The sequence below is a fragment of the Bartonella sp. TT110JLCBS genome (assembly GCF_042193405.1).
In the GTDB taxonomy this organism is placed as follows: domain Bacteria; phylum Pseudomonadota; class Alphaproteobacteria; order Rhizobiales; family Rhizobiaceae; genus Bartonella.
Window position 1 is genome coordinate 58644 of the sequence record NZ_JBHILT010000006.1, and the last position, 19358, is coordinate 78001.

General features: G+C 35.2%; 15 protein-coding genes and 1 tRNA gene. 6 read left to right on the forward strand and 10 right to left on the reverse strand.

Translation table 11 applies throughout. From position 1 onward, the window contains the following. Window positions 1-797: 797 nt before the first annotated feature. Window positions 798-1736, reverse strand: coding sequence for an ArsR/SmtB family transcription factor (locus ACFILW_RS04140; protein WP_375685220.1), 939 nt, complete (start codon window positions 1734-1736; stop codon window positions 798-800). A gap of 666 nt (window positions 1737-2402) precedes the next feature. Next, window positions 2403-4052 (reverse strand): energy-dependent translational throttle protein EttA, encoded by a 1650-nt coding sequence (ettA, locus tag ACFILW_RS04145; protein ID WP_375685221.1) that lies wholly within the window; start codon window positions 4050-4052, stop codon window positions 2403-2405. Window positions 4053-4214: 162 nt separating this feature from the next. Between ettA and ACFILW_RS04150 the strand changes: the two genes are divergently transcribed. Next, window positions 4215-4751 carry a hypothetical protein gene (locus tag ACFILW_RS04150; protein WP_375685222.1) on the forward strand — a complete coding sequence of 179 codons (537 nt, stop codon included), beginning with the start codon at window positions 4215-4217 and terminating at the stop codon, window positions 4749-4751. 46 nt (window positions 4752-4797) lie between these two features. Beyond that, on the forward strand, window positions 4798-5406 hold the full coding sequence (gene pncA, locus ACFILW_RS04155; RefSeq protein WP_375623405.1) for a bifunctional nicotinamidase/pyrazinamidase: 609 nt from the start codon (window positions 4798-4800) through the stop codon (window positions 5404-5406). A gap of 446 nt (window positions 5407-5852) precedes the next feature. Here pncA and ACFILW_RS04160 read toward each other — a convergent pair whose 3' ends face one another. Then, complete coding sequence (locus ACFILW_RS04160; protein ID WP_375623407.1) at window positions 5853-6905, reverse strand: DUF475 domain-containing protein; 1053 nt, start codon at window positions 6903-6905, stop codon at window positions 5853-5855. 360 nt (window positions 6906-7265) lie between these two features. Here ACFILW_RS04160 and ACFILW_RS04165 point away from each other — a divergent pair, with 360 nt between their 5' ends. Beyond that, on the forward strand, window positions 7266-7805 hold the full coding sequence (locus ACFILW_RS04165; RefSeq protein WP_375623409.1) for a helix-turn-helix domain-containing protein: 540 nt from the start codon (window positions 7266-7268) through the stop codon (window positions 7803-7805). 391 nt (window positions 7806-8196) lie between these two features. Further along, entirely contained in the window at window positions 8197-8376 is a 180-nt protein-coding gene (locus ACFILW_RS04170; RefSeq protein ID WP_375623411.1) for a YegP family protein, read from the forward strand. Between the two features lie 748 nt (window positions 8377-9124). On the opposite strand, the gene ACFILW_RS04175 is transcribed toward ACFILW_RS04170, so the two are convergent. Then, the gene (locus ACFILW_RS04175) at window positions 9125-9436 is read right to left on the reverse strand and encodes a hypothetical protein (RefSeq protein ID WP_375623413.1); all 312 of its coding nucleotides are present in this window, start codon (window positions 9434-9436) and stop codon (window positions 9125-9127) included. Window positions 9437-9743: 307 nt separating this feature from the next. After that, a complete protein-coding gene (locus ACFILW_RS04180) occupies window positions 9744-9992 on the reverse strand; it encodes a hypothetical protein (protein ID WP_375685223.1) in 249 nt (82 codons plus the stop codon). A 757-nt stretch (window positions 9993-10749) separates the two neighbouring features. On the opposite strand from ACFILW_RS04180, the gene ACFILW_RS04185 reads away from it, so the two are divergent. Beyond that, window positions 10750-11064 (forward strand): helix-turn-helix domain-containing protein, encoded by a 315-nt coding sequence (locus ACFILW_RS04185; protein ID WP_007347852.1) that lies wholly within the window; start codon window positions 10750-10752, stop codon window positions 11062-11064. Here ACFILW_RS04185 and ACFILW_RS04190 read toward each other — a convergent pair. Next, window positions 10988-11170 carry a hypothetical protein gene (locus ACFILW_RS04190; RefSeq protein WP_273790801.1) on the reverse strand — a complete coding sequence of 61 codons (183 nt, stop codon included), beginning with the start codon at window positions 11168-11170 and terminating at the stop codon, window positions 10988-10990. The two genes, ACFILW_RS04185 and ACFILW_RS04190, sit on opposite strands and share 77 nt — an antisense overlap. Window positions 11171-12841: 1671 nt before the next feature. Continuing rightward, a tRNA-Ile gene (locus tag ACFILW_RS04195) sits at window positions 12842-12918 on the reverse strand. Window positions 12919-13099: 181 nt separating this feature from the next. Between ACFILW_RS04195 and ACFILW_RS04200 the strand changes: the two genes are divergently transcribed. After that, the gene (locus ACFILW_RS04200; RefSeq protein ID WP_375623416.1) at window positions 13100-13837 is read left to right on the forward strand and encodes an SIMPL domain-containing protein; all 738 of its coding nucleotides are present in this window, start codon (window positions 13100-13102) and stop codon (window positions 13835-13837) included. Between the two features lie 28 nt (window positions 13838-13865). Here the strand turns inward: ACFILW_RS04200 and ACFILW_RS04205 are convergent, their stop codons facing one another. From ACFILW_RS04205 to dnaG, 3 genes are all read right to left on the reverse strand, one after another. Further along, window positions 13866-14327, reverse strand: a complete 462-nt coding sequence (locus ACFILW_RS04205; RefSeq protein ID WP_375623418.1) for a YcgN family cysteine cluster protein — start codon at window positions 14325-14327, stop codon at window positions 13866-13868. Between the two features lie 605 nt (window positions 14328-14932). Beyond that, window positions 14933-16948, reverse strand: coding sequence for an RNA polymerase sigma factor RpoD (gene rpoD / locus ACFILW_RS04210; protein WP_375623420.1), 2016 nt, complete (start codon window positions 16946-16948; stop codon window positions 14933-14935). A 387-nt stretch (window positions 16949-17335) separates the two neighbouring features. Then, window positions 17336-19273, reverse strand: coding sequence for a DNA primase (gene dnaG / locus ACFILW_RS04215; protein WP_375685224.1), 1938 nt, complete (start codon window positions 19271-19273; stop codon window positions 17336-17338). Window positions 19274-19358 lie beyond the last annotated feature (85 nt).

Below are 19358 nucleotides of genomic sequence, written 5' to 3' on the forward strand. Positions count from 1 at the left end.
AGTAAAAATATTTACATCTGTTTGAGAAATCTTAAAAAGCCATCATTCATTTTGGAAGAAACATAAAAGCCCAAAGATAAAAAACTATTGCTATCTTTACCATCCCTTTCATTTGCCTTTACGACTTTCAAACACGCTCATAACGCTGTATTTTAAATAATGAAAATCATGCATTGTCTCACTTTTTTACTTTTTCGTCTTTTTAGAGCATCTTTTTGCACTCCTCACTAAAAATTCTAAGGTACTTCTTATCTAAAAATCTGTTTTAAAGAGACATTTTAAAATCTATTGGGCACCACCATCTTTGACATTTATGAAGGTATGAGCCATCACTATATTATATTGTGCGGCATTATATCATATTGCAGCCGCTCTCACATTTAGAAAATGTATGAAAGATGTATTTTCTTTTACAAACGGTATCATTAAGATAAATACCTTCTTTTGTAACAGACAAACAGACTCTTTTGGATTCTGAAACAGGAAATTTGAAATGAAAAAATATTCCTGTATTCAAACCTCTTATTGAGTCTAAAAAAATCAATGATCTTTTAAAATCAATATATTGGCTAATAAAATATAATATCAAGACACCTTAAATAATGATCCTCATAGGCTTAACTCTATAGAAGGTGCTTCATTATACAGCCTACACGCCGCTATAAAACACCAATACTCCCATATAAAAACATAATACAAATGTAAAAAACAATAGCTTATCAATGATTGAAGAAAGTTTTATCTTTACGCTATTCCTTGAGAAAAATCAGAGAATAAAGCACATTAACAAACGCGATTTATGCAAAATCTACTTGTTTATCTTTGATATCGTCAACCAATAAACGCGGATCACGAGCAAGCCAAAGCGTAACCATCCCCTCCTCACTGTTTTCATTTTGTATAGGAGTAAGACAAACCGTTTGTTCTAGAACAAGTCCCGAATTTTTAAGCCATTGTTCTATTTGTAAAGCCGAAAATCCAAGACGCATATGCACTTGATCAGAATATGAAGGCTCAATTTCATGATAACCAAAATCCACAATCAATAAACGGCCATGAGGACGCAAAACGCTTGATATCTCATGAAGAAATATTTCAGGATTTTCAAGAAAATGTAAAACCCAATGAAGAATAACTAAATCAAAAGTTGTATCTCCAACAGACAAGTGAAAAACATTGCTATCAAGCACGACTTGAACCGCATGCGTATAAAGATTAGAAAACAATTTTAAGATAGAGTCTCCACCTCTTCCAATATTCAGCATCGTCTGAAATGGTTTATCGCCAATGGTTTCAAGTAAAGCGTTTTCTACACCATGATCTGCCATATAGGATGACCGTAATACATCCCATTGCAATGCATTTTGTAAGAAATGCTTCTTCCTCGTTTTTTGACGCTGCTTTTTAACATCCTTCAAACGTTCTAAATCATGCGCTAACAACACATCATTCTTTGGCAAAGCCGAAAGAACACCCATCACAATGTCTTTACCCCAAAAATCATGACAAAGCTTAAAATAAAGGCTATCCCCCTTCTGATAACGCTCAATCAATCGTGCTTCGTACAATAAACGTAAATATCGTGATATACACGCTTGCGACTGATCAAGAATAAAAATAAAATCAGGAATTGTTAAATCTTCATGATGTAAGAGCCTAAGAACACGTAAATGGCTTACTTCTGCGACCGCTTTCAACAGCACAATCATTGCATCTAAACTTGCACTTTTTTTCATAAATATCCCCTAAACATTCCTATAAACATTTGTTTATAGGAAAAAAAGTCAAGCATAAGGCGCATATTCTCATCTATTTTGTTCTTGTCATTTTATCATACTATGAAAAAAATAGGCTAATGTAAAAAACCAACAGATCTTATCTCCCTGCTTCTCGTTATAATGAGAATACATTGATTTATAATAATAATTCATTCATTTTTAACTTGAATAAAAAACCGGAATACCGTAAATTTTTCTCATTTCAAATCTATTCATGATAAATCAATCCAAATCATTCTCTTACAGCTCATAAACGGAGGGGACAGATGGATAAAAATACCTTTTATGCCCACCTCAAAACAAGAACTGCATACTATTGAGTAAAAAATAACATAATAATACCAGCTTGCATTTTTATTAAGTAAAGATGATAATGCTCAATGACCAGAGCATTCGTAGAAATAGTACTATACTCTTCATCCCCTCCTTTTCATTGCAGTTTTACAAAAAATAACCGGTTATATATCATGAGTAGAATAACCCTATTTAGGTCATAATTTCATAAAGTGTCTCTTACTCTTTTCAATGAATAAAAACTCCCACAGAGTACACACACTTTATTTATGAAATAACAAACGCAATAAAATACACTATTATTCCAACAAAGTTGAGATAAAAAAAATTCTAGCGTGTAAGAGGTTTATAATTTGCATGCTTAGGATTAAGAGATTCCGCCCCAAGACGACGAACTTTATCAGCCTCATATTCAGCAAAATTACCTTCAAACCATTCTACATGACCATCACCTTCAAAGGCTAAAATATGTGTTGCCAATCGATCAAGAAACATACGATCATGCGATATGATAACTGCACAACCAGCGAAATTTTCCAATGCATCTTCCAATGCACCCAATGTTTCAGTGTCAAGATCATTTGTCGGTTCATCAAGAAGAAGCACATTCCCCCCCTCTTTTAGAAGTTTCGCCAAATGTACGCGATTGCGCTGCCCTCCTGATAAATTTGCCACCTTCTGCTGCTGATCTGCCCCCTTGAAATTAAAAGCCCCGCAATAAGCGCGGCTATTCATCTCATATTTGCCTAATTTAATAATGTCATTTCCACCAGAAATTTCCTCCCAAACAGTTTTATCCCCCACCAAGGAATCGCGACTCTGATCTACATAACTCATGTGAACTGTTTCACCGATACGTATTTGACCTGAATCAGGCTGTTCCTGTCCCGTCAACATTTTAAACAAGGTCGACTTTCCCATACCATTGGCTCCAATAACGCCAACAATACCCCCAGCAGGAAGTTTAAAAGAAAGAGAATCAATCAACACACGTTCGCCATAAGCTTTAGAGAGATTATCAACTTCAATAACAACTTGTCCTAATCTTTCTCCAATAGGAATAATGATTTGCGCCTCTCCAGGACGGCGCTCACGTGCTGCTTGAACCAACTCATCATAAGCCTTAATCCGAGCTTTTGACTTTGCTTGTCGCCCCTTTGGACTAGAAGCGATCCATTCTTGCTCACGGGATAACGCACGTTGACGCGCCGCCTCTTCACGACCTTCTTGAGCCAAACGCTTGGCTTTAGCCCCCAAATAAGCAGAATAGTTCCCTTCATAAGGGATACCTCTACCGCGATCTAACTCTAAAATCCAACCCGTGACATTGTCGAGAAAATAACGATCATGGGTTATCAAAAGCACGGCCCCTGGATATTCACGTAGATGCCTCTCAAGCCAAGCCGTCGTTTCAGCATCTAAATGGTTTGTCGGTTCATCCAAAAGTAATAAATCAGGTTTTGACAAAAGCAATTTACAAAGTGCAACACGCCGCTTCTCACCACCCGAAAGTTTTGTTACATCCCCATCGGCTGGCGGACAACCAAGAGCAGCCATAGCCATTTCCACTTGACTTTCTAAATCCCAAAGATTCTGACTGTCAATAATGTCCTGAAGCTGTGCACTTTCATCAGCCGTTTCCTCGCTATAATTCATCATCAATTCGTTATAACGCTCAAGAATTGCCTGCTTATCTGCAACACCTTCCATCACATTACCACGCACATCTTTGCTCGCATCAAGCAAAGGTTCTTGTGGTAGATAACCACAGCGTGCTCCTTCAGAAATCCATGCTTCTCCCGTATATTCCTTATCTAGCCCAGCCATAATACGTAAAATAGTTGACTTCCCTGCACCATTCGGCCCTAAAATACCGATCTTCGCATCTGGATAAAAAGACAAATGAATATTTTCTAGAACTTTTTTATTGCCGTAAGACTTGTTAAGCCCAGCCATATGATAGATAAATTGACGTGCCATAAATTTCTCTTTATATTATGCGATATTAAAGATTAGGATTTTGAAAAAAACTGCTTTTGCTTTTTGAAACAGTACAGTAAATAGCACTTACATCGTATCAAAAGCTTTTCGCTTTATATTGGTACATTTTTTCTAATCTCACAAGCCCCAGTATGGTCCTGAATGCAAAAAAACATCTCCCTAAAGAGCAAAAAGCAAATCTTTTTAGCTGTCCCTGAAACCTGTTATCAAACCTTGCCTCTCTTTTCCATACCAGATATAACATTGTATTTTTATCGTATTAAACCGACTTATCAATGTAATATGGTACCACAAAGAAAAGCAATTCTCTATGCGCCTTCTTTTCTCGCTTTATGGGCTTTATATTACGCAGTAAAAAATCCTTCTCTTTTTTCATCGATTTTTTGCTACGGAAAGCAATGGACCTCACCCCTTGCCTTGATATGGCTTAAATTACGTTTACAAAACGACCGCCGCCTTATGGGATCTGACGTCCCAAGCCCAATGATCATGAAAGCTCTGCATCAACACATAGCAACAAATGAATACAGTGCACTTCCCATTGGTACGTGGTTACAATTCGTAAAAAACTATAAAACCAATTGTAAAAACTTATCCATCCCCCTCTTTTGGCTTGATAATTATAAAAATAATATCAATATCCAGCAACTCATTTCAAAACTTCAAGACGACATATAGCTTTTTAAAAATACGATAAAAGCTCATCTCGTATAGGAATATATTTATGGAAAAAAAAGCCTTAATCGTCATTGATGTTCAAAATGACTTCTTGTTAGGTGGAGCACTTGCCGTACCACAAGGTGATGCTATTTTACCCGCCGTCAATAATCTCATAAATCATTTTGACCACGTTATCTTAACCCAAGACTGGCATCCCAAAAACCATTGCAGCTTTGCTTCCTGCTATCCTGAAAAAAAGCCCTATGATACAGTCATTCTTGACTATGGTCCTCAAATACTTTGGCCTGATCATTGCATACGAGGAACACAAGGAGCAGAGTTCCATCCATCTCTTAGAGTAGAAAAGGCACAACTTATCCTTAGAAAAGGCTATAATCAAAAAATGGATAGCTATTCTGCTTTTCTTGAAAATGATCAAAAAACACCAACAGGTTTACAAGTTTATCTCAAAGAACATGGCTTTACTAAGCTCATTATGTGTGGCTTAGCAACTGATTTTTGTGTCGGATTTTCTGCTCTTCACGCTATGCAATACGGTTTTAAAGTCAGTGTTTCATTAAATGCCTGTGCTGGTATTGATGTAAACGGATCACTAAACACTATGCTTAAAACAATGAACGAAGCTGGTATAGAACTTTTAATGGTTTCTTAAAATATCCTTCTCTAATCTACCATTATAATACACTGATTTATAAAGGATAAATTATTTTGCACATATTTAAGTAAGAGTCCAGAGTATCGTAAATTCTCTCATTTCAAACCTGTTTCAAAATCATTCTCTTACACGTTACAAATAGAATCAATGTATGAATAGAAATCATTCAAAAAAACAGTAAGGCCTCTTATGAACCATTAATGCAAGAACTTGTCATAATATTGAAAGCGGGTAAAAGTATAGCATCATCTTTCTGCCTTATATTTAGGTCAAAAAGTATCCTAGGGATTATACATTATTGGCTTCATGAATATATCATGCAATGAATTCAACTTTTTAAAAACGCAAATAAGCAATAAAATAGTATTTTATTTTGCATGAAAGACCTCTTTTTATTCAAAGATATGCGATAAACAAAAGCGTGAAAAAGGAAGAAATCTCCATTACTTAGATACAACATGTTTATCCAATTGATGATGCTTATAACGAATCGAAGAATATAATGCCATTCCAATAATACAGATTCCCACCAGTCCTGTTAAAACTTCAGGAACCGATATAATCGTTTGCAAATACATAATCACTGCAAGAACTAGAATTGCATAAAAAGCACCATGCTCTAAATAACGATAATGCAATAATGTTCCTGATTCAACCAACATAATTGTCATAGAACGAACGTAAAATGCACCAATACCAAGACCTATCGCAATAATAAAAAGGTTGTGTGAAAAGGCAAAAGCACCAACCACGCCATCGAAAGAAAAACTAGCATCAAGAACTTCTAAATAAAGAAACGCCCCTACCCCCCCGTGAGCTACTGTTGTTAAAGTCTTTTGAGGAGTATCCAAGAGATGACCAACAACTTCAACACCGATAAAGGTCAAAAGTCCATAAAGAGCTGCCAATAAAAAAGTTATTTTATTTTCTGCGTCAATCTGACCTGAAACAAATAAGATCAAAATCAAAACAATGGCAATATCAATTCCAACAAGCGCCCCAAACTTTTGAGCAGGTCTCTCTATAACATTAAGCCAATGCACCTCTTTTTCAGAATCAAAAAAATATTTTAAGCCAACCATCATAAGGAAAGTTCCTCCAAAAGCAGCAATCCCCATATGCGCATCGGTTAAAACTTCAGCATATCGATGTGGTTCCCATATCGCTAATTTGACTGCGGCAATTGGATTAATCCCAACAGCAACGACAACCACCAATAATGGAAAAACAATTCGCATCCCAAATACAGCTATCAAAATGCCCCATATAAGAAAACGACGACGCCACAATGGACTCATTCTACTAAGAACACGGGCATTGATAATAGAATTATCAAAAGATAAAGAAATTTCCAAAATTCCTAAAACAACGCAAATAAAAAAATATTTAAGAAAACCAGTAATACTTTCCGTTTCAAACCAACCAATAACCCCTCCTAAAAAGACACCAATAATCGTGAAAAAAAAAGCAAACCCAAAATAGCGTAATAGGGCCATGATCATTCCTCAAAGTTTATTTTCTACTTCATCTAAAGCACACCCAGTACAAATCCAAAGTTTGCATCTCTTTAAAGTTGCATCTATTAATGCAGAGGTGTATAGAATATATATGGTAAAGTTACATGAAAATTCTCTCAAAAAAAGCAAGAGACAAATGTAGCAAACAAGGAATTTTGTTTTGAAGTGAATATCAATTGTCAATACAATAAGTGAAAGATTGCTTTCTATCCACGAAAATAAAAAAATAAAAAGAAATTAAAGCTATAATATTGACATTATATCATAGATTATTAATACATAGTGTGCTTTTATTATTTGATGATTTATACCATGATGATTTACCGAGGGAGATAATTCGTGGCACGTCCTGAAACTGAATCAAAAACTATATTTGGAAAACGTTTACGTTATGTACGTCTTGCTTTAGGCGATCCATCACGTGAAACCTTAGCTAAAAGTTTTAGCATGACAAAAAATTCCATTGCTTTTTATGAGCGTGGAGAAAGAGAACCTAATCTTAGTGTCTTACAAACATACCGCACGTTATATGGTGTCAATATTAATTGGCTTTTAACTGGACAAGGGAAAATGTTTGACACCGAATATACTAAAGGTGATTTTGACTGGAATTATTTTATTAAAAAAATTGAAGGTCTTGAAGAAACACTTGCCAACAGTGATCGTAATGAAAAACTAAATCAAGAAAAAATCGATAGCTCTTATGAAAAATTGCAGCAATATTTATCAAGGCAAGGTTCATCAAACGGTCTTAGCCCTAAAACTGCAACCTCTTTGATCGATATGAAAGCTAAAATGGCCAATTCTTATACCCTTAGCTTATTCATTGATTTACTCATTCGAAGCGTATCCCAAAAAGAGGTTATAGCTAATCAATAAACGTCTATTTCAAAAGAAAAAACAAGAAGTGATTAAACTCTGCCAGTATGGAGAAAAGTATTTTTTACTCTATCCGTGCTGGTGGGGTTTTGTATAATTTATAAAATTTATTTCTATAATGACAATAAAAATATTTGCGTTGTAAATGAAAGTATAGTGTCTTTAAATTAAAAAAATAATTTTATAGTATAAAATTCTCATTCATATCTTATTGACAAGAAATTTTTTCTTGTTAAAAGAATAATAGCTCTCATAGAAATTATTTTTTAAGGTCAGAAAATTTAAGGGGAATATATTGACGGCTTCCTATAGAGACATACATTAATGTTCACAAACGGATTAGTTAAATATTTATCCTAAAAATTATCAGCTATTTTATGAGGTGGGAAACATGTATTTTGAGGTGTTTCAAGGAGTTCACAATCAATGGTACTGGCGTTTAATCTCAGGAGATGCACAAAAAGTTGCTTTTTCTAGTAAAGGTTATCCAACAAAACAAGATATCCTAATCAATATTGAACAAATCAAAGAAATTACACATAAGGCTCTTGTTAGAGAACTACAATCCTAACATTCTTTACCATTAAAATAAGCGTTCATTTTGTATAATGGTATGTTGAGTTACTTTTGTGACAAATGAAAGATGGCTGTTTTTCCCTCAATGAGAGGAAGTTTTTGTGTTATTTCTAACACTCACAAATAACGTCCATATTCTTGTAGATTATATGTTTATTTTCAATCATACTCAAATCTCTATAGCATTTATCAAAAAGAAAATCTCTTAAGTCTTGTATTTTTCATAAAAATAAACGCACATGAAGAGAAGATAAATCATCAATGATGAAATATAATTACTCTACAAGATATTAATATCTTTTAATATTTCTTTTCTGTATCTAATAATCATAACTGATTTATCCATTTCATCTTCATAAAAAACAAATATCTCGTTCTTTCTATTATCATGCAATTTTTTATACCTATTAGCTGAAACTATCGTAGCATTTACACCTTACATCTAAAAGGAACATGCAAAATTGTTCCAGCAATAATATAAAATTTCTGGATTATATAGACGCGCTTTTTAATAACTAGCATACCTATAAATTGGTTTATCATCATAAACTCTTATTTTATGACCAACGACGCTCTGTCATATAAACTTAAATGTTTTCATAAAATCAGAGTAAACTTGAATATTCTCTTTCAATACAATCTCTCCATCAGTATCATAATTGGCTTCATTAAAGTTTATCTCTCTCTTCATTCCAATCTTCCTAACACATTTCCATGCCCTTTAATGCAAAATATGAATACAATCACTCTTTATCATCTTCAAATTTAAGCATTTTTTTATATTTCTTTTCATTCTTTTCATATTGCTTAATTTGTTTTTTCAGTTTTTCAATTGCTTGGTCACGTCTTTTAATCACCATACTTTGCTCTCTAATAGCTCTATCTCGTTCTTCAGTCATCTTCATAGAATCTCTTAAAAACTCATGCTTTATTCTTCTAGATTCCTCTTTTAAAATTTTCACTTGACTGCGATAATATAAAGAAAATCGAAATATAGCCCCGCTGCACAACAAAACAACAACCATTGCTCCCAATAAAATTTCGTTTACACTCATTTGGATCTCCCTTAATTGTCGCTCAAGTGATCATCTTGACCAATTTGTTTCATCCTCAATTAAAAAAAAGAATGCAATAAATTGCATGTTCCAAGTGTGAACAATCACTCTCGGCATTCTTATCTTCTCCATTAAAGCATTGATAAATGACGCAAATAAATCTCTGAAAGCGGCTAAATCTACACTCACACCAATTATTTGCGACACATTTATTGACACAAAATACAAAAAATAAGGAACGTCAAAAAAAACTAACGACGCAATGCAATCATACAAGCCTTGCCCAAATCGTTCCTATCTTCTTTTTTTACACCATGTGGAATGCAGCTATATATGAAAGTTTTTTATCATTACAAAAATCTTCAGTGTCACAAAGCACAGCATTTCTGTAAAATTTTGCCTTCCCACAAATCTTTACATCATCACAAACTAAAGCATCATTATAAACTCGAGCCTTTCTACAATCACGAGTATCACCATAAAATTCAATACATTGAGCTTTTAAAACTTGATCAAAAAAGACCGCATTAGCGTAAACATATGCATCTCCACTCATATTCAAATAACGATAAAGTTCTTATTTTTCATAAACATGCGAACTCTTACGAATGACTACACAACCATATGTTAATGCATTGTTATAAATAACAATATCATTATAAACACAGACTTCATTATAAACCGCAGCATCATCAAAACATATTCATCCCCATAAGGGCATTGATCGAATGTACAATTCTACCAAACAAGCACCTTTGTAGCTCAGATTACCTTCCCGTTTAATAAAATATCCAAGATCACTTTTTTGATATTTCCCAATTTTTTAATACATATATACGATATACCATCTGATAGTGATCTAATTTATTACAATAAAGGAGAAATCAGTATTCTTTGCCTATGAATTTACATTTTTTCTACAGTCACTATCCTATCTCTTAAAGCTCTAAAGCCTCGTTATATTCACACACTACCTCAACGCAGAATTTTTTTTTACAAATTCTGATGTTGGGGTATATCTTGATTTATAATGCTGCTACGTATACTATCATAGTGAAATCTCATAAACATACGAGTGTGTATCGCCCTTTCTGGTATACACATTTACTTTTTCACAACCGTGGAACTAAGCAACCATTTTTATTGATTCGAATCTGAAAGTGTATGGGGACATTTTGTTATTAGTTAAAAACAACTCTATATGCTTCCTTAGCGAAGAGCTACACATGGATATTTTCACGCTCCTTGTATCATATATTCTGGATTCGCAACGCAATATTAACGCTATAGCGTAAATATGTAAAGGTCTAAAAATGACAAAGACTGAAAAAGATTGGTTCCAACGCTTAGTTGAATTAATAAAAAGTGACGGACGAACAATGATTGAAATAAGCAGAGCTGCAGGCTGTGGACAAAATTACGTCCAACAAATGATAAATGGGGGAAAGAGGCCTTCTGTAGATAAACTCATGGCTATTTTGAACACACTGGGAAATGCTAGTGCCATATATGTAATAACTGGTTTCAACATCTCCGATGAAGATTTAAAACTCATAACTTTGATTTCGTCTGGAGATAAAAAGAAGATTGAAGCCTTAAATGTTCTGTTGAATGAGCAGAATCTGTAGAATTTTCTACTTTATCTAATATCGCTTGCTTTTGAGACGTTGATAAAGACTCCCATTTCACAATAATATCAGATAAAGTTGTTTCAAATTTTTTATCATTCTTCATAGTCATACTCCGTGTAGTCAAACTATATAACGCTAAAGCGTTTAAATATATCTCATACCTTAGAAAAAAATATTTGCAATAGGCAGTATGGAAGCAATTGTGTACAAACTTATTTTACAAAATCAGATGAAGTTCTATTAGTCATGTACCATGGTGAAACAGAAAACATCACACGATCCAGACCTTCTTATGAAAATTGGTATAATCTATCAAAAACGCGAATAATGTTACGCAAATCTTGCGATTCGGACCAATAAAAACTAATGTGAAAATATCCCTGAAGACACTCCTGAACTCTATATAAGAGAACACGAAAAAGCTTTTTTGAAAAAAATACATCACAATTTTATTCTACATAGCACCATCTATGTTTTTTTAACAATATTGCAAAGCAAGAATATAACAATGTTATAGGAATAAATTCTTATAAACAGAGCCACACTACCTAAAACTCTGTAACACGTTTACAGGTAACCTCCCCTCTAAACGCACCTCGTAAATACTAATATAAGTCTCTATCATAAGCAAAAATGATACTATTAAAAAATAAAACGAATCACCACGCACAATTTTTGTACGTAAATTGTATACAGATTTACAACAAGAGAGAAATTTCCTTATGCAAATGAAGAATTATCTTTTCAAAGTATGACTTTGAAGAAGAAGTATACTTCTTCCAAAAAAACACTCTCCCTGCCAATAATTTTTCATAAGAGCAAAAAACTCATAACAAAGATAAAACTCTCTACATGATCAATACGAAAAAATGTTAACAATACAAAAAAGTGCTAGGTTTACCGCAATTTTGCCAATTCCTTATGAGAGTAAAATCAAAAAAAGACGTTTGCTCTTCAATAATAATGCGAATCACACGAAAACTCTATAATTTAAACATCAAGCAAAAAATACACAAAGACAGAAAACGGCATTTTAACGAATTTTCCAATATCATAGAAAACATTTCTTACAGAATAATAAAATGCTTATTACAATAGAATCTGGATGATGCAAAGCGATAGAAACAATCACTCAATTAACTGTTCAAAGAACAATTAATGAAATTCTTTTCAGAGAACACGCCACCGTCACTATGAACAATATTTCTCAAAAATAAAATATCAACAAATGTTATCATCGTTGTCCCCATGATACATATAAATGTCTATAAATCAGATTCTCTTATATACTAACCTTTCATCACGATGATGCTATTCAAACATCTAAAAGACATTAACATCACTTAGAAAAAAGCAAATTTACACTAAATGTTTTTTGAGCCATTTGTTCTGAACAGGTACAATCTTTAAAATTGGTTTTATTGAGATCTGTTTATTTGCAGAACAAGTATAAATAAACTTATCCAATAAAGCTTTTAGCCTTCTATTTTATGAAGAACACCATACAGAAAAAGTACAAAACAGTAGTATGAATTAAGAAAGTAAATAGCGACACATATCAGTTAATCCAAATGCTACAATGTTGCAAATGAGAGAATTTCTTTGATGAGAATAAGAAACCATACCATCATATTAAAGCGACTGAGAGAAAAAACTGCAACAAACAACGACTAAAGGCTTCTAGAACAAACAGTAAAATAAATAAAAAACGAAAAAGGTAGAATCTCAAAACTTTTATATAAGCTATCCATTTTTCTATTGGACATTTCCCTATTGGTGGGCCCGGAGGGACTCGAACCCCCAACCAAGCGGTTATGAGCCGCTGGCTCTAACCAATTGAGCTACAGGCCCCAAATAGGTTGTTTCTCTCTAAACTAAAATGCCTTATGATACAAGAGCTGACCCAGATTATAACCCATCTTTTTCTCTTTTTTTCTCTTTTCTATTGGTTTTTTTTCTAGTGCTCTAATTTCTTTACAAAAACTCTCAAAAATGAGAAAGTAATAAACTGATAAATATTAAAGGAATAGATATGATAAAAAAGAAAGTTCAACCACTGAAGGGGTCTCTGGTTAAAACAGCTATATTAGCATTCACACTCTTAACCACTTCATTGACTGTACATGCTGAAGCAAACAAAATAAAAAATGCAACAATCACAGTGACTGCAACCGGAGAAAGTCAAGCAGCACCGGATATGGCCATTATTAATCTAGCCGTTGTTACCTATGACAAAACTGCCCAAAAGGCATTAGCTTCCAATAATCAATCCATCAATGATATTATAAAAGCTTTTAAAAACAATGGCATCCAAGCAAATGATTTGCAAACATCAGGCTTATCCATTTATCAGTCAACTCCTGATAAACACCACGAAAAAAAGAATAATGAAAAACTCTATCATGTTTCAAATTCTTTAACCGTGCGCATTCGTGATCTTACCAATGCTGGTAAAATCTTTGATCAAGCGATGACACTAGGTGTTAATTCAGTTAACGGCATTACTTTTACCAACGCAGATACAAAGCCATTTTATCAAGAAGCACGTAAAAAAGCCATTACTGAAGCCATTGAAAAAGCGCAAACGATAGCACAAGCTGCCGATTTAAAATTAGGAAAAATTATTGAAATCAATGAAAAGGATGATTACTACCATCCAGCACCACGTCTCATGAGTAGAGCAGCAGATGCAAGCTACGCAAATACAAATTTTGCAGGTGGTGAATTAAATTATAATGTGAGCGTCACTGTAGTCTTTGCAATCGACTAAGTCACCAACTGTTGTATAAAAAATCACATTACTGGCCTTCACGTAGAAGAGCAGTAATGTGATAAAGATAATCTTCCTCAGATAATAATTCGTCTTCGTAAACCTCTATCTGTTCGCGTGCAGAAATACGCGCGGTATGTACCGTCTGACAATCTCCTGATACCAATGGATGCCACCAATGAAGATCTTTTCCCTCATAAATTAATCTATAAGCACAACTTTCTGGAAGCCAACGGGCTGTTTTAACTGTCGGAATGTCTAGCGATATACAATCTGGTACAATTGATTTACGATGAGCATAATCTCGACACCTGCAGGTTTCCCCATCTAAAAGACGACAAGCAATACTGGTTGCATAAAGGTCACCCGTATCGTCGTCCTCAACTTTATGGAGACAACAACGGCCACAGCCATCACAAAGGCTCTCCCACTCAGAAATGGAAATCTCTTCTAATTTTTTTACTTTCCAAAAGGGGAGTTCTCCACTCATAAACTCAGACACACCTTTTTTAATTAAGACGATCTATAAAAAATGAAACATTTAATTTCTATAATTTCATCTATTTTTGTCTCTTAAAAAGATTTAACTCAATGTATACTTTACACCATGTTCTTAAAATCTATCTGAATAAAAGAGAATATTCAAAAAATAGCGTATATAAATGAACGTAACCTATTGAAACATCTCTTTATAAACTGACAAAGAGTAAAATGCGTCACCTAAAATGATAGAAAAATTCCGCAAAGAATACCCATTTTTCATCAAAAATTCCGTATGTTGCAATATAAGTTTATTCCTAATAGATTCTATTTCTTAAAAAACGAACCGCGCTACACACAAGAGAATGTTTTTATCATTCATTTCTTGAAAGCCTCTCTCTACTTCATAACCACCCTTTGCCCTATATCTATTCTTTTGAGACAGAGAAGTACAAAGCCCCAAAGCTAAGAGAACCATTAAACATCGCAAACTTTCTAGATTGTTCAAATTCTTCCTATGTTTTTCTCAAGAAAGCATCCAAGTACAACGTGACGCACCTCCCCCTTCATTAAGAAGAAGGAGGAAGTTATTAAAATGCACACGAATTCCTTTATTTAAGAATCGAGAAAACTGCGCAATTTTCGTGAACGGCTAGGATGTTTCAATTTACGAAGTGCCTTTGCTTCAATCTGACGAATACGCTCTCTTGTAACTGAGAACTGCTGTCCCACTTCTTCCAATGTGTGATCGGTATTCATCCCTATTCCAAAACGCATCCGCAAAACACGTTCTTCCCGCGGTGTTAATGAAGCAAGAACGCGTGTTGTCGTATCTCGCAGATTAGCTTGGATAGCAGCATCAATTGGTAATAACGCATTCCTATCCTCAATAAAATCACCCAAATGGGAATCATCTTCATCACCAACAGGCGTTTCGAGAGAAATAGGTTCTTTTGCAATTTTAAGAACTTTTCGTACTTTTTCTAACGGCATAGAAAGCTTGCTAGATAATTCTTCTGGTGTTGGTTCTCGTCCAATTTCATGGAGAATCTGACGCGAGGTACGAACAATTTTGTTAATTGTTTCAATCATATGAACAGGGATACGAATAGTGCGTGCCTGATCAGCAATTGAACGCGTAATGGCCTGACGAATCCACCATGTTGCATAAGTTGAAAACTTGTAGCCGCGCCGGTATTCAAACTTATCCACAGCCTTCATCAAACCGATATTGCCCTCTTGAATAAGATCAAGAAACTGCAAGCCACGATTAGTGTATTTTTTTGCAATTGAAATGACAAGACGTAAATTAGATTCCACCATCTCTTTTTTTGCAATTGTTGATTCGCGTTCACCTTTCTGCACCTGCATAACAATCCGACGAAATTCACCAATCGAAATAGCCGTTTCTTGCGCAAGATTTTGTATCTCACTCCGCAATTTTTGGATTTCTTTTGCTTCACGCACCGAAAACTCTTTCCAACCAGGTGTAGGCAAAGCAGCAATATAATTCATCCAATCTGCATCCAATTCACGTCCTTGGTATTCTTTTAAAAAATCCTCATGGCCAATGCCATAGCTATTGGCAATCCGTTTCAGCTTACCTTCATTATGAATCAATCTCTTATTGATGTCATAAAGCTGTTCAACCAAAGCTTCGATACGATTTTGGTTTAAAGAAAGAGATTTTACTGCTTGAATCAACTCACCCTTTAATTGCATATATTTCTTCTTCTGAGAAGAAGTAAGAGCCCCTTCTTTACGCTCTGCCAAACTGCTTTCAACATGCTGATCTTGTAATTTTCGTAATTTCACATAGGTCTGAGCAATGAAATCCAATGTTTCCATAACTTGAGGACAAAGTTCATTTTCCATTGCAGCAAGCGATAAATTAACATCGTCATCATCTTCTTCATCATCATCTTCAATGTTTCTCTCTCCTGCGCTCTCCCCCATATTACGTATACCAGAAGACATTTTTTCTTCTTCTGTCTTACCAACTTTACTTCGCTCAATAACAGGAGCCTGCTTTGCTTCTGGACCAGCATAAGTCGTTTCAAGGTCAATAATTTCACGAAGAAGAATACGCTGCTCTTTTAACTCGTCACGCCAGATAATAAGAGCCTGAAAAGTCAAAGGACTCTCACAAAGTCCTGCAATCATTGTCTCACGCCCTGCTTCAATACGCTTAGCAATGGCAATTTCGCCCTCCCGCGAAAGAAGCTCAACAGCTCCCATCTCACGCAAATACATACGCACCGGATCATCCGTACGATCTGTTACTTCGCGTTTATTCGTTGTCGTTGCAATTGCGTGGCTAGAGGCTTCTACTAAATCCCCCCCCTCTACCGTAACTTCTTCTTCATAATTTTCAGACTCAACTTCATCCTCATCATCCACAACATTAACCCCCATCTCAGAGAACATCGCCAAGATATCTTCAATTTGTTCGGATGTAACCTCGTCAGAAGGAAGAACTGCGTTGAGTTCATCCATTGTTACGTAACCATTTTTTTTGGCAAGTTTAATCATTTTCTTGATGGCATCATCAGAAAAATCAAGAAGAGGACTATCCAAACTCGCTAGGCTTGTTACTTCTGCATTATCTTTCTGTTTAACCTTTGTTGCCATACCATAACTCCACTCGATCACCTCACAGTTTCCATGTAACCATAGTTTCCATGTGACCAGTTTGTTTGTTCTCACTAAAATACCAATAGTTACTCATATATACTTCCTTTTAAGAGATTACCATTGGAAAGAATACATTTTGTATACGCCCTGACATCTAGACAAACTTGACATCCAGACAAAAACGCGGGAAAACTCCAGAAGTTTCCCCGACACCTCTCAGCCCTTCTGAGATAATCTCTGTACCCTATCGTAAGAACCAATTTCCCGCTTTTCCTAAAATTTACCCGCTTTTTCTAAAATTGAATTGTCATCTTTATAAAATGTCACTCCACATAAACTTCCTCATCTAAAATTTAAGTGACTGATTCGCATTAAAAAAGCGAATCATTTTATCGTATCTTGTGTATTCCCGTCTATTTTTTCATCCAACCAACTTCCAAACCCTTCAATTAACGCTTCTGTTGCCTGCATCTGCTCCAACTCATTTTTTACCTCACGAAGCAGATCAAAAACCTCACTCTTAGGATTTTCTACAAGTTGCTCTTCAATATCCTGTAACCTCTTATGTAGGTGGTGTTCTTGAAGATGCAAGTAGACAGCTTGTTTTAATATAGCACGCGCATCTTCTAAAGGGGCTCCACCAAGGATAATACGCATACCAATATTTTGTACAAGATGTTTCATACGCTCTAACAGAGCCTTTTGTTCTCTTTTCTCTAAGAATGCAACCATCGTCTCTTTATCATGAAGCTGTTGATTCCCAAGAATTTCCAACATAGCTTGATGAAAAATGATCAATTGCGTATTTTTTAATTCTAACTCAGAAAGAATTTCAAAATTTTCATACCACAACTCAGGATAGTAAGCTAAAGTGAGTAAAATCACTGCTTCACGCAAAGGAATAGATTGCGAAGAATTTCGTACTATTTCAGAATTTGCTAACAGAGAAAAGGTTTGATCTTTAAAGGTCCTATTTGGTGAAGATTGACCATATCGCCCTTCCCCCCTTTTTTTCGAAAAAGAGTGACGAAAAAAATCAAAAAGGCGTTTTTTTACATCTTGCAAATAATAACGACGGACATCTTCATCCTTAATCGTAAAAATTTGTTGTTTTAGTTGTTTTTCTAGCGCTGCTCGTGTCTCTGGAATTTCAAAATGCTTTCCATAGGTAGCACGCCACCATAAAAGCTCACTCAAAGGAATAGCTTTTTGCAAAAAAGAAGAAAAAAGCTGTGCTCCACCAGCACAAACAATTTCATCAGGATCTTTCCCTTGTGGCAACAAAACAAAGCGTACACAAACCCCAGCCTTTAAAAGAGGCAACACACGATCAGCAACACGAAAAGCAGCTTTTAAACCAGCATCATCACCATCAAAACACAAAATAGGCTCCTTCCCCATCTGCCATAAAAGCTCAATTTGCGCTTCCGTTAATGCTGTCCCTAAGGGCGCTACAACTCCTTCAAAACCAGCTTTAGTCAATGCAATGACATCCATATACCCCTCAACAACAAGGAGTGAATGAATTTTTTCATCGCCAACAAAGCGACTGTTTTTGCGAGCTGCTGCCGCGTTATAAAGTATATTTCCTTTATGAAACAGCACTGTTTCAGGGCTATTGAGATATTTTGCTCGTGCCTCTTTCTCTAATGCACGCCCTCCGAAAGCCACCACACGTCCACGCAAATCTTCGATAGGAAACATAATGCGATTTCTAAATCGGTCATAAGAATCCGCGCTCTCCTCATGCACTGAGAGAAGCCCACATTCTTCCATTTGCTTTATTGAAATGCCCCGTGCACCCAAAGCTTCTTTCAAAGCTGTACGCCTTACCGGTGCAAAACCAATGCGGAAACGCTCTACAAGCTCTGGTGTAACACCACGTGCATCCAGATAACGACGTGCTTGCATACCTCCTTTATCGCGTAAATTATATTGAAAAAAATCTGTAGCAATTTTCATCACATCATAAAGGTCAGCTTTTTCCAGTTGACGTTTATGACTTTGTGAATCCAAAATAGGGAGTTTCATTCCCGCAAAATCAGCTAAACGCTCTACACTTTCTGAAAAGTGCAGTCCATCAAGCTCACACAAAAAGGTAAAAATATCTCCACTTACACCACAACCAAAACAATAATAGCGCCCTTTATGATCATCACAATGAAAACTTGGCGTTTTTTCACCATGAAATGGACAACAACACCAAAAGTCTCCCCGTGAAGGCTTACTTTTTCGAGGATCAAAATCCACCCGTTGCCCAATCACTGTTGAAATTGGGAGTCTCGTACGCAGTTCATTAAGGAAATCGGGCGGAAAACGCATTATCTCTCACAGAGTTTGAAAATTCTTTTTTGCATATTTAACGACTTTAGAGCATAATTCCAATACTTCCTCTTAAGCAGTTGTA

What these genes read in the sequence shown, in the direction of transcription:
- ACFILW_RS04170 (WP_375623411.1), top strand. Translation starts at nt 8,197, where the DNA reads ATGTATTTTGAGGTGTTTCAAGGAGTTCACAATCAATGGTACTGGCGT.
- ACFILW_RS04205 (WP_375623418.1), bottom strand. Translation starts at nt 14,327, where the DNA reads ATGAGTGGAGAACTCCCCTTTTGGAAAGTAAAAAAATTAGAAGAGATT.
- dnaG (WP_375685224.1), bottom strand. Translation starts at nt 19,273, where the DNA reads ATGCGTTTTCCGCCCGATTTCCTTAATGAACTGCGTACGAGACTCCCA.
- ACFILW_RS04190 (WP_273790801.1), bottom strand. Translation starts at nt 11,170, where the DNA reads ATGAAGAATGATAAAAAATTTGAAACAACTTTATCTGATATTATTGTG.
- pncA (WP_375623405.1), top strand. Translation starts at nt 4,798, where the DNA reads ATGGAAAAAAAAGCCTTAATCGTCATTGATGTTCAAAATGACTTCTTG.
- ACFILW_RS04200 (WP_375623416.1), top strand. Translation starts at nt 13,100, where the DNA reads ATGATAAAAAAGAAAGTTCAACCACTGAAGGGGTCTCTGGTTAAAACA.
- ACFILW_RS04150 (WP_375685222.1), top strand. Translation starts at nt 4,215, where the DNA reads ATGCAAAAAAACATCTCCCTAAAGAGCAAAAAGCAAATCTTTTTAGCT.
- ACFILW_RS04185 (WP_007347852.1), top strand. Translation starts at nt 10,750, where the DNA reads ATGACAAAGACTGAAAAAGATTGGTTCCAACGCTTAGTTGAATTAATA.
- rpoD (WP_375623420.1), bottom strand. Translation starts at nt 16,948, where the DNA reads ATGGCAACAAAGGTTAAACAGAAAGATAATGCAGAAGTAACAAGCCTA.
- ACFILW_RS04175 (WP_375623413.1), bottom strand. Translation starts at nt 9,436, where the DNA reads ATGAGTGTAAACGAAATTTTATTGGGAGCAATGGTTGTTGTTTTGTTG.
- ACFILW_RS04140 (WP_375685220.1), bottom strand. Translation starts at nt 1,736, where the DNA reads ATGAAAAAAAGTGCAAGTTTAGATGCAATGATTGTGCTGTTGAAAGCG.
- ettA (WP_375685221.1), bottom strand. Translation starts at nt 4,052, where the DNA reads ATGGCACGTCAATTTATCTATCATATGGCTGGGCTTAACAAGTCTTAC.
- ACFILW_RS04180 (WP_375685223.1), bottom strand. Translation starts at nt 9,992, where the DNA reads ATGAGTGGAGATGCATATGTTTACGCTAATGCGGTCTTTTTTGATCAA.
- ACFILW_RS04160 (WP_375623407.1), bottom strand. Translation starts at nt 6,905, where the DNA reads ATGGCCCTATTACGCTATTTTGGGTTTGCTTTTTTTTTCACGATTATT.